This is a genomic window from Pseudohalioglobus sediminis, from assembly GCF_008370495.1.
GTDB lineage: Bacteria > Pseudomonadota > Gammaproteobacteria > Pseudomonadales > Halieaceae > Halioglobus.
On record NZ_VTUX01000003.1, the window covers coordinates 578,437 to 591,850 of the forward strand.

Below are 13,414 nucleotides of genomic sequence, written 5' to 3' on the forward strand. Positions count from 1 at the left end.
GGCAACAGCGAATCAGAAAGCGTTACTGCAGGACAGGCACAGGGCGTAGATATGCCGGGGGTCCTGGAGCCCCTGCACCACGGTTGTTGCAGCCAGCAATGGCTGTGCCAGCGCCACCAATCGCGCCACCTCGTCCGACCGCGGGTACACTCCGAGGCTACCCAGGCGCTCCGTCAGGGCCTGCATGAAGATCGCCCCGGGAGACAGCGGTTCGCGAATATAGTCGACCTCATACTGCGCCAGATCCGCGCGCGCTGCCGCCGCCTCGATCGCATCCTGCAGGTCGCCCAGATGATCGACCAGGCCAAGCTCCAGTGCGTCAGAGGCACTCCATGTCCGCCCTTCCGCAGCGGCGGATACCTGTTCCAGGGTCATATCCCGGCCATCTGCCACGACATCAAGAAAACGCCGGTAGGCTTGCGCGACGCCGGCATCCAAAGCCTGCTTGAGTTCGGGGTTCAGGGGTCGGTCCAGCCTGAGGGAACCGGCGAGACTGGTAGTGCCCACACCGTCGGTGTGAATGCCACCGCGCTGCAACAGGTTCTCAATGGTGGGGAATGCGGCGAACACGCCAATGCTGCCGGTGATCGTGGTGGGCGTGGCCCAGATCTCATCCGCAGCGGCGGCGATGTAGTAGCCTCCGGAGGCCGCCATGGCGCCCATCGAAACCACCAACGGTTTACCTGCCGCCCGGGCCTGCAGTATCTGCCCGTGGATGACCTCGGAGGCAAACATGCTGCCTCCGGGGGTATTCACCCTGAGTACAATAGCGGCCACGTCGCTGTCATCGGTAACCGCCTTGATCTGTCTGGCAAGACTGTCGGCGCCAATGCTGCCGGGCGGCTGCTCACCGGGAAGCATATTGCCCTGGGCGGTGATGACGGCCACCCTGGGCCCGGGCTGATCGGTGAGCGGAAGGCCACGCTTGCGTTGCAGGTACTGTGCAAAAGGCACCGCCGCGTAATCACCCGCATCGGTGCTGGCCCCGGTCACGTCAGCCAGGTAGGCATTGACTTCGGAGCGCGTCATCAATTTATCCAGCAAACCGGCCTGTAGCGCGTCGGCGGCCTGGTCGCCATCACCGCTGACCATGCGCTGGGCAAAGCCGTTGACATAACGGTCTATGGCACCCGCTTCCAGACCGCGATTGGTCTCGACGGTAGCCGTATAGCTGTCCCAAAGGTCTTGCAACCACTGCATCGTGACGACCTTTTCTTCGGCAGACATGTCGCTGCGCAAAAAGGGCTCGACCGCTGACTTGTGCTGCCCGGCGCGAAATACATGCATGCTAATCGACAGTTTTTCCAGCGCTTCCGCGAAATACTGCAGGTACATGCCGTAGCCCTCTAGCGCCACACCGCCCATGGGATGCCCTATCACCTCGTCGGCAAAGCTGGCCAGGAGATACTGATCCTGGGTGTAGTAATCGCCAACCGCAACAATCGGCTTGCCACTCTCACGGAACGACTCCAGCGCCCTGGCCATTTCCTGCGTGCGACTGATGCCGGCATACATCAGGTACTCCAGCCGCATCACCAGCGCCGTGATGGCGTCGTCATCGCGTGCCAATTCTATGGCCTCGATCACGTCACGCAGCAGGACTTCCTGTTCCGCAGGCAAAGGTTCGGCGAGCAATGCCTGCAGCGGCTCTACCGCGGTCTTTTGGTCAACAATTGCGCCGGCCGGGTCCAGCACCAACGCTGCCTGCGCCGGCAGGGGCTCCGGCCCGCCGCCGATATACACAAAATAGAAAATCAGCAACATCAACAGGAACAGGATGTTGGCCAGCGCCAGTCGAATGCGGGTAATCGCGTTCCAGATACCGCCCAGAATACGGCGCAGCAGCGATGGTTTACTCATTCAGGATTCTCCGTACTCGCGCAAGGGTTCAATTCCCGCGCTGTTCACGCGCGCGCCAGCGCACGTACATCATCGCACTGCAGAACAGCAGTACAACAGCAATCATGCCTATGATGGCCAGCGGATTCTGGGGATCCTCAAACAGGTTGACCACCAGTCTCATGAAATACAACAGGCTAACGAAGCATACCCAGATAAAAGTACGCAGGTTGTCGCGCAGCATGCCGGGAATGAAGATGACCAGGGGCAATAACACCGCCAGCCATATAATCCAGGGGGCATTCCTTACCCAGGCCTCTATGGCCTGCTGTATCAGCAACACGGTAAAACTTGCCCAGCACACCAGCCGCGCACGGTACGCCAGCAAGCTCACAGGGACCTCCCGGCGGCGATCGTAGCCACACGGCGACCAAGCGCCTGGCACAAACGGCCTTCAGTTTCATCAAGGGCACGGCTGTTGTCAGCGCCGGCCCAGTGCGAAGCACCATAGGGTGTGCCACCAGACTCTGTACTCATCAGCCCTGACTCACTGTAGGGGAGCCCCGCTACCAGCATGCCGTGGTGCAGCAGTGGCAACAGCATCGTCAACAGCGTGCTCTCCTGCCCGCCGTGCAGGCTTGAAGTTGATGTGAACACTGCGGCGGGCTTGTCTATCATTGCGCCACTGAGCCACAGCCCAGAGGTCTGGTCGACAAAGTACTTCAGTGGTGCCGCCATATTGCCAAAACGCGTCGGGCTGCCCATTACCAGGCCTGCGCAGTCACGCAAATCCGCTTCCTCACAATAAAGCGGGCCACTTTCCGGAATATCGTCAGCCACCTGCTCACACTCTGCGGACACCGCGGGCACAGTGCGCAGGCGCGCGTCCATGCCCTCTACCTGCTCAACACCACGGGCGACCTGCCTGGCCATTTCAGCCGTGGCGCCGTGACGGGAATAGTACAGAACCAGGATAAAAGGTGTGGCCATCAGTCGAGCAGCTCCAGCACATTCTCAGGCGGCCGCCCGAGCACTGCGCGATCGCCACGGACTATCACCGGGCGCTCAATCAGCTTGGGGTGTCTGGCCATGGCGGCGATGATCTCGGCATCGTCAGAGTCTGTGCCGAGGCCTGCGGCCTTGTAGGCCTCCTCGCCGCGGCGCACCAACTGCGACGCGCTGATCCCGAGCTTTTCCAGCAGCATGCGTATTTCATCCGCATCGGGCCCTGTCTCGAGGTACAGCACCACGTCAGGCTCTATACCCGCGTCCTGCAGCAGCGCCAGTGCGGCACGCGATTTGGAACAACGTGGATTATGGTAGATCGTGTAGTCGCTCATTTACGGGTTCCTGGATATCTGTTTTCGCGGCCAACAAGTATATCAAAGGCACTTGGCTGCAGCCCGGTCATTCGTGCCATAATTCGTAGATGGACTACCTACAGGAATTGCTGGCCAACTTCTGGCACCGCACGCGTTACCTGATCTCGCGGTTCTCTGCCGACCGCTGCTCGGAAAACGCCGCTGCGCTGACCTACATGAGCCTGTTCGCCATGGTGCCACTGCTCACGGTGCTCTATACCATGGCCTCCGCCATACCCACGTTCCAGGGCCTCGAGGAGCAGATGCAAAGCTTTCTGTTCGAGCACCTTATGCCCGAGAGCGGCAGCGAGGTAGAAGCCTACCTTCGTGACTTTTCTACCCAGGCCAAGAACCTCACTGGTCCAGGCATCGTTTTTCTTGTCGTGACCGCGGTACTGATGCTGCGCAATATCGAGAAGGCGTTCAACCTGATATGGCGGGCGACGGAGAATCGCAGCGCAGTATCCAGCTTCCTGCTGTACTGGGCGGTCCTCAGCCTGGCGCCCGTGGCGCTTGGACTGGCACTGGGTATCAGCACCTACCTGACCTCGTTTTCCAACGTATTCGACGAATACGATATCTTCGGCGCCAAGGCACTGCTGCTCCAGCTCGCACCTGTGCTGTTGTCGGCCGCCGCCTTTACCCTGCTGTACATTGCCGTACCCAACTGCCGGGTACCCTTCAAACATACCGTTATTGGCGGCCTGGTGGCAGCGCTGGCGTTCCATGCGGCCCGGGCCCTGTTTACAGACCTGGTGGTGGGATCAAGCTACACCTTCATCTACGGCGCATTTGCCGCTGTGCCACTGTTCCTGTTATGGATCTACCTGTCCTGGAATATCGTATTAATGGGCGGCATCCTGGTGCACAGCCTTTCTGCCTACCAGAACGAGGAACAATCCAGTCGACCGACAGTGCTCAAGGCCCTGGATGTGCTCTACCTGTTCTGGCAGAAGCAGCAGGCGGGCAAAACGGTGCGGGAAATCGAGCTGCTCAACAACAGCCACCGGGTAACTCGCGGCCTGGACAGTGAAACCTGGCGCTACCTGCGCGACGTACTGATGCAGAAAAAGGTCATCACGCAGAGTGACCGCGGGCACTATCTGCTCAGCCGCGACCTGCACTCGATACGTTTCTGGCAACTCAAGGAATGGGTCAACGATGAACAGCCCCTCGACCGTGAGGACAGCAGCGCACAACTTGACTGGCAGCACGAGGCCTATCGCCTGCTGCGGGAACAGCGAACGCAACAGCGTGAGCTGCTTGATATGAACCTGGTGGAGCTCTACCAACAGTGAAAATACTCTCAATCCTGGCCCTTGTCCTGACCCTCGCTGCCTGCACCAACCCTGAGGAAGGCGCTGACAATACCGTGCCACGGCTCAACCTGCCGGACTACCAGGGGCGCTGGCTGGTGGTGAATTACTGGGCAGAATGGTGCAAGCCCTGCATAAAGGAGATCCCCGAGCTTAACAGCCTCGATCAGCGCTACGCCCAGATAGCTGTGCTGGGGGTTAATTTCGATGGCAACACCGGGGCAGAACTCGAAACCCAGGTGGAAAAACTTGGCATCGCATTCCCCACCCTGCTGGAAGATCCCGCTGCGCAACTGGGGATGCAAAAACCGTCTGTCCTGCCCACCACCCTGGTATTCGACCCGGACGGACGCCTCGCCAACACCCTGGTTGGCCCCCAGACCCTGGAGTCGCTGGCACTTGCCACCGGTCAGGCCGCCATGCCCGAGGCGGGCCCGGTGGCAGAGGACATCCTGCCGCAAGGGCAATAACCGCCGACAGGGCCTGCCAAATGCTTGCGCTGCCCGCAGCCCCCTTCACCGGGCATCCCCTGCGCCTTCCATGACTCCCGGGTACTTACCGACCATCCATAGGCATAAAAAAACGGCCCCGATTGGGGCCGTCAAGCACTAGCATCTCTCACAGAGGGATATGAAACCTGGATGAATCCAGAAGCAGTGACAGCGCAGGAGTCTCATGCCGTCTGGCGACTACGCTGTAACTGCAAATTATGACCGACCCGGTTTGGCAAAGTTCCTGAGCGATATAAAAAAATCTCTATCCCGTTGCAATGGACATCGCCAACTATCGCGACTAGTCTTCCCCTCATCACAATAACAGCGGATCCCAGGAGCATCACATGAGTCATATCTTCGATAACAATGCTGAGACAATCGGTGGTACCCCGCTGGTAAAAATCAATCGCATCAGCCGCGGCAAGGTATTCGCCAAGCTGGAAAACCGGAATCCGGCCATGTCCGTCAAGTGCCGCATTGGCACCAGCATGGTAGAGGCAGCGGAGCGTGACGGCAGCCTCAAACCTGGCATGACCATCGTTGAACCCACCAGCGGCAATACCGGCATCGCGCTGGCTTTCGTGGCGGCGGCCAAGGGTTACGACTGCATACTGACCATGCCCAACACCTTCAGCCTCGAAAGGCGCATGCTGATGAAAGCACTGGGTGCGGAAATCAGGCTTACTGATGGCAGCAAGGGCATCGCCGCAGCAATTCAGGCAGCGGAGGACATTATTGCCTCTGAACCGGGTAAGTACTGGGGGCCTCACCAGTTCGAAAACCCCGCCAACCCGGCTGTGCACGAGGCCACCACCGGCCCCGAGATCTGGCGCGACACCGACGGCGACATCGACATCCTTGTGGCGGGCGTAGGCACCGGCGGTACCCTCTCCGGCATTTCCCGGTATATCAAGCGCCAGCAAGGCAAGCCGATCACCACCGTGGCAGTGGAACCCACTACCACCACCATGATCAGCGCCGCCCTGGCCGGGGAGGATCCCGAACATGCGCCGCACAAGATCCAGGGCATTGGCGCCGGTTTCGTGCCTGACAACCTGGATCTGGAAATGGTTGACGCTGTGGAAAAAGTCAGCAACGAGGAGGCCATGGAGTATGCCCACCGCCTGATGCGTGAGGAAGGTATCCTGGCCGGCATCTCGTCAGGGGCAGCCATGGCGGTAGCGGACAGGCTGGCTAGCCGGGAAGAGAACGCCGACAAGACCATTGTGGTGATTCTTCCCGATTCCGGGGAGCGCTACCTCAGCTCAGCGCTGTTCGAGGGAACCTTCACTGACAACGAGACCGTACAGACCACGGTCAGCAACTGACCCGCATCAGCGGTTGCAGGCCGCCTGCAGCCGCTGTTTCACTTGCGGCCATTCTGTATCGATCACGCTGAAGTACACCGAGTCCCGGCGATACCCACCCTGCACGATCATATGCTGTCGCAGCACGCCCTCACGCACCGCACCGATGCGCTCCAGCGCCTGCTGTGAACGCAGGTTGCGGGCATCAGTCTTGAATTCAACTCGAATACAGCCGAGGTGTTCAAAAGCGTGGGCCAGCAACAACAGCTTGGCCTCAGTATTCACCACCGTGCGCTGGTAATCCTGGCCGAGCCAGGTCCAGCCGATCTCCAGCGAGCGCTGCGCGGGGCGAATATTGAGATAGCGCGTACTGCCCGCCACCCTGCCCTTGGCGCGTTCAATAATGGCAAACGGCAACTGCGCTTCAGCCTGCAAGGCATCGTCGATCCAGTGGCGCACATCGGCAGCATCGACAAAACAGGCGCGTGGCATATATTGCCAGTCAGGTTCGAAACGGCCGCGACTGTACAGCCCCTGGGCGTGATTCTGGCCCAGCGGTTCGAGACGCACCGCCTCACCCTCGAGCACTACCGGTTTAACATTGAGTTCTATCACGGAATGAGAATCGTCGAACCGGTTGTCTTGCGCGCCTGCAGGTCGCGATGGGCCTGCTGCACATCAGCCAGGGCGTAGCGCTGGTTAATCTCTACACGCACATCCCCCGACAGCACCCTGGTAAACAGGTCGTCGCTGCTCTGGCGCAATTCGTCAGTAGTCGCGGTATAACTGAGCATGGTGGGTCGGGTGATGTACAGGGAGCCACGCATGGAAAGTTCCTGCAGATCCAGCGCATCCGGAGCACCTGATGCATTACCAAAACTCACCATGAGACCACGTGGCTGCAGGCAATCAAGCGACAGGAAAAACGTATCCTTGCCGACGCCGTCGTAGACGACGGGCAATTTCTCACCGCCAGTGATCTCGAGCACACGCTCGAGGACGTTTTCCTCACTGTAATTGATCACATGGGTGTAGCCATGAGCCCGTGCCAGCGCCGCCTTTTCTGCGGTGCTCACGGTGCCTATCGTCGTGGCGCCGATACTCGCGGCCCACTGCCCAAACAACAATCCCACGCCACCGGCGGCGGCATGAAACAAGCAGGTCTCACCCGCCTGCAGCGGATACGTTCGCTGTAGCAGGTATTCGGTGGTTTGGCCCTTCAACAGGCAGGCGGCGGCCTGCTCAAAAGTGATGCCTTCCGGCACCCTGACCAGGCGCGCCGCCGGCAGGTTGATCGCTTCTGAGTAGGCACCGAAACCCGCGGAACAGTAGGCGACGCGATCACCGATGCGCAAGTCAGCCCCCTCCCCGACGGCGACCACTTCCCCCGCCGCCTCCAGGCCCAGACCCGTGGGCAGCGGCAAAGGATACAGGCCACTGCGGTGATAGGTATCGATGTAGTTCAGGCCAATACAGTGATTCCGCACGGTCACCATGCCAGCACCGGGAGCTTCCAGGGGCACGTCTGCAAACTGCATGACCTCGGGCCCGCCGGTTTGTTCGATTCTGACTGCTCGCACCATGTTCAATCTCCTTCTTCTGTCTCTGCTCTGCCCTGTTGCTCGGCAAGCAGGCGGTTGCGCTCGCGAATGATCAGCAATGCCAGCGTCAGCGTACCTGCTGCCATGATCATCGCCAGCGGAATGAATTCTGTTGCAGCCCAGCCCAGCACATGCAGACCAAGAAATATCAACCCTGCCTGCAGCAGGTCACCTATGCGCTGGCCAAACGGGTCGATAACTGCCCTTGCCTCGTACTTCTCCTGCCGGGACAGCGGCAGGTAAAGCATCTGCCGCGCCGTGTTTTGCAGGGAGTAGTCAAGGCTGTTTTCAACCACTTTAAAGTAGCGAAACCACCCCACTATAGGCAGCAGGGCCAGCGAGGCATAACCCAGGAAAACCACCAGCGGAGTCAAGGCAAAGGCGAAGCTGAAACCGGCATAGCGAATCAGGCGGGACACGATGAAGTACTGAATGAGCACACCGAACAGGTTAACCAGAAAATAGAAGCCGCCATAGAAGCGCCCGACATAGGTACCCTTGTCAACATCGATAGTGCCAGCGGCGCTGCCCTGGGCGTAGAGATCTTCAAGGATCGCCGAGAGCAGGTACTCACCCGTGGTATTGACGAGGTTGAGCATGATCACAAATGCTGCCATCAACAACAGGTAGCGGCGACTGATAACGAGCTGGAAACCCGCAAATATCGACGTCTGGGCAGTTTCGGCACGCCCCGTGTCTCCCCGTGAAGCCTCGGGCACCGAAACACCCGCTCGCTTCGCCGGCACCGCAGACAGGGCCAGAGTTATGGCGCCGGCTATCATCAGCCCATAGGCGTCAAGGTAATTGACCAACTCCCTGGACATGGCGGAGCCGACCCAGGCGCCCAGTGACGCCCCCAGGGCGACGATAACAAAAAGCCGCTCACCGGCCTCACGGCTGTACAACTCGGAAGCAAAAGCCCAGAACTGGGCGATGATCATCACGCTGTAGGCGCCAAGCCAGACAAAATAGACCACCGAAATCGACATCCCGGATTTTCCCGCGGCGGCGAAACCGAGCAGTGTGACGACGCACACCGCCGTCACGATCTGCATGTAGCGATAGCTGTCGAAGCGACGGGAGAACTTGCTGTAAAGCGGTATGAATACCAGCAGCAGGAGTGCCTGCAATGCCACCGCGTAGCTACGTATCTCAGCCGTGCCTTCCGTGAGTATCAGCATCTCACGTGCCGGCTTGAGCAAATAGGCCGTCAGCAGGATAAGGAACAAGCTGGCAAACATGGCGAGCACGCCAATTGCCTCTCCGGGGCGCAGTTCAACGCCCAGGAAAAGGGTGCGCTTCAGCCACCCTTGCCTGGTGGTATCTGTCATATTGGATTCCAGCCTGGCTACTGACCTACTTGCCGGTTCTCACGGCTTCCTTGAGGATCAGGTCCCGCCGGGCCAACACCGCTTCGATCTGGCGCGGGTGCAGGTACGGTGACAACTGCTCGGTGAGCGCCTGTTTGTTGAGACCCTGCAGTCGCTGGTACAACAGGTCTGACACCTCCAGATCGACTTTACGGTATTGCTTCGGCCGCCGCTCCGTCGAGCGGAAGGCCAGGCTGTGATCGATAAACTTCATCATGAAGTCATCCTTGGTCCAGAGAATGTTGGTCAGGTTGCGGTCGTCGTTATAAATCAAGATATCGAATACAAAGCGCAGGCGGTACTGCTCCCACTGCTTGCAGTAACTGTCGAACGGCAGGTCCTGCTCGAGCCTGTCCCGCTCATTGATGGAGTTTTCCACCCAGTCCGACAGCGCCCCCTTCTGGCCTTCTACCTCTGCCAACACCGCCACCGGCACCATCTGCCAGTCGAGCATGCGATCGAGTTTGTAGGCGGCGACATCGTACTGGTAACGATCGCTCTCGTTAAAACTCCGGGTGACATATTTGGCCTTGTTCTGCATGTTCGGATGCGTGTCTTCATATTTGAAGACGGCGTCGTTAAGCATGCCATCGCGTTCCTGGGTGACACGCTTGGGGTTGGTAATCCCGGTACCGATGGCCTCTACCCGGGACACCGGCGCTGTGCGCATAAAGTCTTCCAGTTCCGCATCGCTCATGCGTGACAGTTTCTCGCTCAGGCTGGTGGCCTCCGGGGTCGGGGCCGCCCGCGTGTTCGCGCCCAGATAGTGCACGTAATCTTCGCCAGCGTTGGAAATCAGCGCCGATGCCTGCCCCTTGTAAACGGCTTTCAACATGCCCGTGTCGAGGCGAATGGCCAAACCATCCATTCGCGAATGCACTTTTCCGCGCGTCGGCGTGTGGCCCATCACCACTTGACTGGCGCCGACACGCTTCAGGAAACGCTCGGTATTGAACGACTCAGACAACGGGTGACACATCGCCGTACCGCGGTACCAGTTGGGGCTGTCGAGGCTGAAAACAAACGCTTCCTGGGCATCAAAAACCTGCTGCACAGCGGCAAACCATGGTGCGCGCTCGCCGGGATTAGCAGCAACGAATTCCTCCACTCTGGCATTCAGGAAGTTCAGCCTGTCATGGTAGGCCACGTGCCAGGGCATGACGCCGGCTTCACGCAACGCATCCATGGTGGACATGAATGTTCGCAGTTCACCCTGCAGTTCTTCGTTGAGCTGGTCGATCGACTTGCCGGCAGCATCCGCGGCGATGCCGCCGTGCATGTACACCTTGTCATTTACCCTGATGATAAACGGCTGCCGAATCAGCCATTCACCCAGCTCCCCCTGCAGGGAATAGGCCTCGCGCAGCGCGAAAAAACCGTCCGGGTACTGGGTGTCAAAGGCCGCTTTCACATCCGCCTCCGCGCCGCCCGGATTGTACTGGCGATACTGCGCGTACAGGCGTTCACGATCGGCCGCGGTTTCGTCGCTGGCAAAAGCTGCAAATTCTTCGGCAGAGACATAACGCAGATCACCGGTCATCACCATGACTTCATGATTGCCCAGCGTCATATGCACTGCACCACCGGCCTGTTCCGCCTGCTGATCGAGCTTCATCATCAATTCGACCACCGCACGCGAACCGGGCCCGCGGTCAACAAGATCGCCCACCGAGACCAGATGCGTCGTGCCACCGCTCCAGTTCAGTTGCTCGTCGACAACCCCCACCTCCTGCAACAGTTCAACCCAATCGTCGTAGGCGCCATGCACGTCGGCGAACGCTACCACACGCGATGAAGTATCGACTTCATAGGCGTGCAGCCAGATGGGAAAGCAAATCAGGGTGGAAAAAACCAGGTTGAATATTGTGCGCATAGATCGATGTCCCGGGTCAGGCTGGCTATTCACTGCAAGTGTAGTGCTAATCGCGCCTATTGGCACCTTTCGCTGGTCCGGTCAGTCTACCCAGCCCAGCACGTCACGGATCACCGACCAGCGCGGTTGCTTCTGCTTGGCGGCGCCGCCCAGCATCCAGTACTGGTAGAGCGCGTCGATAGTCCCGTCAAGGCGTTTCAGCTGGATCCAGTTATTCATGAACTGCATCATTTCCAGGTCGCCCTTGGGTACTGGATAGCTGGCCGGTATACCGATCTCTCGCGAGGAGCCAACGACCGTGTACTGGGGATAACGGTAGGCGTAAGCCGAGCCCTCTTCCACAGTCAGCACCATGGCATCCGCGCCCTGGCTCCTGCCGGTAAAGAAATCCTCTGCGGATTCCAGCATGACAATGCTGACGTTCGGCAGCAGGTGTTTCAGGCGCTCTTCATGGTAATGGCTGCTCACCAGGGCAATCGTCAGGTCGGTCTTGGCGCGCAGCTTGTCCAGGTCCATGAACAGAGCACGCTCATGGTCCGGCATCACAAAGCCCAGGCGAAGGGTAAGATAGGGATCACTAAAAGTCGCATAGGCAAACCGATCCGGCAGGCTGGCGATACAGGACATGGCCACATCAATATCCCCAGCCGCCAGCATGCGACCGAGATCGTCGTATTCGAATGGCACGAACTCCAGTTCCACCTCCAGGTCAACGGCGAGTGCCTGCGCCATCTCCACGTCATAGCCCACCAGCTCACCCCGGGGCGTGATATAGCTGCAGGGAAGGTTGTTCGGGCGGTAGCCTACCTGCAATATGCCGCTGTGCAGAATGTGATCGACCCTCGACCCGGATAGCTGGGTCTGCGTGATCTCCGGTAACGTGGTGCTGACTTCAAACGGTATCCAGCGGCTGGAGAGTTCCACATTGGCGAGCACCTCTTCGCGCGGCGGTGGCGGCGGCACAAAAAGCTCAAAGTAGACCCGCAGTGCCGCCACCATCAGCACCAGCCCCATGAAAGTCAGCAGCAGGTAGCGGGTAAACAGCCGCAGCGAGAAACGCAGGCGCCCGGACATGGCGAGTGCACCGAGAATCGAGAGCACGATAATGTGTAGGGCGGCCAGCATGGCGCCGAAACGACCCACCACGATGCCGGTAACCAGGAACAGCTGAAACATGTCCGAGGGAATACGCAGCGCGTCCAGCATATACGGCACCGCCACGTTGATACTGCCGAACAGGCTCAACAGGCCCGCCGAGGCAAGGAAAAACCCGTTGGCCGCGTCCAGTTCGACATCAGTAAACCAGGCGGCAAACAGTACGAACAACAGCACCAGCAACTTGCCCAGGGAGGGAAAGTTGAACGATACCGGCACCAGGATATCCACAGCGGAGTCTGTCTGCTCATCCCCTGCCCCGTGTCGCGCCAGCAATTGCTTACAACTCGCTGCAATCTGGGGCAACACGACGAACTGGTTGCCGGTGGCAAAGGCCGTCACCAGCGGGTCGCGGAAAGTGCGAAATACCTCGCCAAAGGGAATGCCGCTGAGAGCGGAAATCAGGCCGGGAAAGATCCAGAACGTGGTCAGTACGGCGAGACAGACATAGGTCACCAGGTAGACCTGCACCCGGCCCAGTTCCTCGATGGTCATGGTTCCCGAGGCGGCAGCGGCAATAGCAAAGATCCCGTAAGGGGTCAGTTGCACCACGATATTGTTAATCCGGGACATGGTTTTGGCGATGCCATCGAAAAAGTGCAGGATGCTGTCTTTTTCCTCGATACTGATCAGCGCAATACCCACAAGAATGCTGAACAGGACCACGGCCGGGACAAAGTTATTGCTCAGTGAGTAAAAAATGTTTGCCGGCAGGTATAAGTCATAAAGGTTGGGCTGGCGGGGGTCCACCGGTGCCGCACTGCCAAAAAACGAAGCCGCGTCGATACTGGGAAAAGCCAGCGCTGCCGTGAAGATCAGCACCAGCGCCATGATCCAGATGAACAGCAGCACCAGACCACCGCGCACGGCCAACTGCCTGGCATGAGCCATGCTCATACGGCCAATTCCCGAGATCAGGGATGCAACGATGTAAGGCAGTACCGTTATCTGCAGCAGGCGCACGAAGATGTCGCCCAGCACTTTCAGGTCAGCCACCAGCTCACCGAAGAAAAGCCCCGTCAAGATACCGACCACCAGGCCAACCAGAATTCTTCCCGACAAGCTCATCTACGGACTGTTGTTCCCTTATCAATTGCC

The 13,414-nt window shown here is 59.1% G+C and carries 12 protein-coding genes; 3 read left to right on the top strand and 9 right to left on the bottom strand.

Features of this window, described 5'->3' with window-relative positions; translation table 11 throughout:
- Positions 1–12: 12 nt before the first annotated feature.
- The 4 genes from sppA to arsC are packed head-to-tail and all read right to left on the bottom strand — an operon-like array spanning position 13 to position 3,179.
- Positions 13–1,860: a signal peptide peptidase SppA gene (gene sppA / locus F0M18_RS09255; protein WP_149611112.1), complete on the bottom strand. Its 1,848-nt coding sequence runs from the start codon at positions 1,858–1,860 to the stop codon at positions 13–15.
- 28 nt (positions 1,861–1,888) lie between these two features.
- Positions 1,889–2,233: a DUF2069 domain-containing protein gene (locus F0M18_RS09260; protein ID WP_188109660.1), complete on the bottom strand. Its 345-nt coding sequence runs from the start codon at positions 2,231–2,233 to the stop codon at positions 1,889–1,891.
- Positions 2,230–2,829, bottom strand: a complete 600-nt coding sequence (gene wrbA, locus F0M18_RS09265; protein ID WP_149611114.1) for an NAD(P)H:quinone oxidoreductase — start codon at positions 2,827–2,829, stop codon at positions 2,230–2,232. The genes F0M18_RS09260 and wrbA overlap by 4 nt, the downstream gene beginning before the upstream one ends.
- Positions 2,829–3,179, bottom strand: a complete 351-nt coding sequence (arsC, locus tag F0M18_RS09270; protein ID WP_149611115.1) for an arsenate reductase (glutaredoxin) — start codon at positions 3,177–3,179, stop codon at positions 2,829–2,831. Before arsC ends, wrbA begins: the two co-directional genes overlap by 1 nt.
- Before the next feature lie 89 nt (positions 3,180–3,268).
- Here arsC and F0M18_RS09275 point away from each other — a divergent pair, with 89 nt between their 5' ends.
- The 3 genes from F0M18_RS09275 to cysK all read left to right on the top strand — a co-directional run bounded on the left by F0M18_RS09275 (position 3,269) and on the right by cysK (position 6,338).
- The gene (locus F0M18_RS09275) at positions 3,269–4,498 is read left to right on the top strand and encodes a YihY family inner membrane protein (protein ID WP_149611116.1); all 1,230 of its coding nucleotides are present in this window, start codon (positions 3,269–3,271) and stop codon (positions 4,496–4,498) included.
- Positions 4,495–4,986 (top strand): TlpA disulfide reductase family protein, encoded by a 492-nt coding sequence (locus tag F0M18_RS09280; protein WP_149611117.1) that lies wholly within the window; start codon positions 4,495–4,497, stop codon positions 4,984–4,986. The genes F0M18_RS09275 and F0M18_RS09280 overlap by 4 nt, the downstream gene beginning before the upstream one ends.
- Positions 4,987–5,354: 368 nt before the next feature.
- Positions 5,355–6,338, top strand: coding sequence for a cysteine synthase A (cysK, locus tag F0M18_RS09285; protein ID WP_149611118.1), 984 nt, complete (start codon positions 5,355–5,357; stop codon positions 6,336–6,338).
- 6 nt (positions 6,339–6,344) lie between these two features.
- On the opposite strand, the gene F0M18_RS09290 is transcribed toward cysK, so the two are convergent.
- The 5 genes from F0M18_RS09290 to F0M18_RS09310 form a co-directional block, all read right to left on the bottom strand.
- Positions 6,345–6,932 (bottom strand): GNAT family N-acetyltransferase, encoded by a 588-nt coding sequence (locus tag F0M18_RS09290; RefSeq protein ID WP_149611119.1) that lies wholly within the window; start codon positions 6,930–6,932, stop codon positions 6,345–6,347.
- Entirely contained in the window at positions 6,929–7,900 is a 972-nt protein-coding gene (locus F0M18_RS09295) for a quinone oxidoreductase family protein (RefSeq protein ID WP_149611120.1), read from the bottom strand. The genes F0M18_RS09290 and F0M18_RS09295 overlap by 4 nt, the downstream gene beginning before the upstream one ends.
- Positions 7,901–7,902: 2 nt before the next feature.
- Positions 7,903–9,249 carry an NTP/NDP exchange transporter gene (locus tag F0M18_RS09300; protein WP_149611121.1) on the bottom strand — a complete coding sequence of 449 codons (1,347 nt, stop codon included), beginning with the start codon at positions 9,247–9,249 and terminating at the stop codon, positions 7,903–7,905.
- Between the two features lie 25 nt (positions 9,250–9,274).
- Positions 9,275–11,161 carry a metallophosphoesterase gene (locus tag F0M18_RS09305; RefSeq protein ID WP_149611122.1) on the bottom strand — a complete coding sequence of 629 codons (1,887 nt, stop codon included), beginning with the start codon at positions 11,159–11,161 and terminating at the stop codon, positions 9,275–9,277.
- Positions 11,162–11,242: 81 nt separating this feature from the next.
- Complete coding sequence (locus F0M18_RS09310) at positions 11,243–13,378, bottom strand: cation:dicarboxylate symporter family transporter (protein ID WP_188109661.1); 2,136 nt, start codon at positions 13,376–13,378, stop codon at positions 11,243–11,245.
- Positions 13,379–13,414 lie beyond the last annotated feature (36 nt).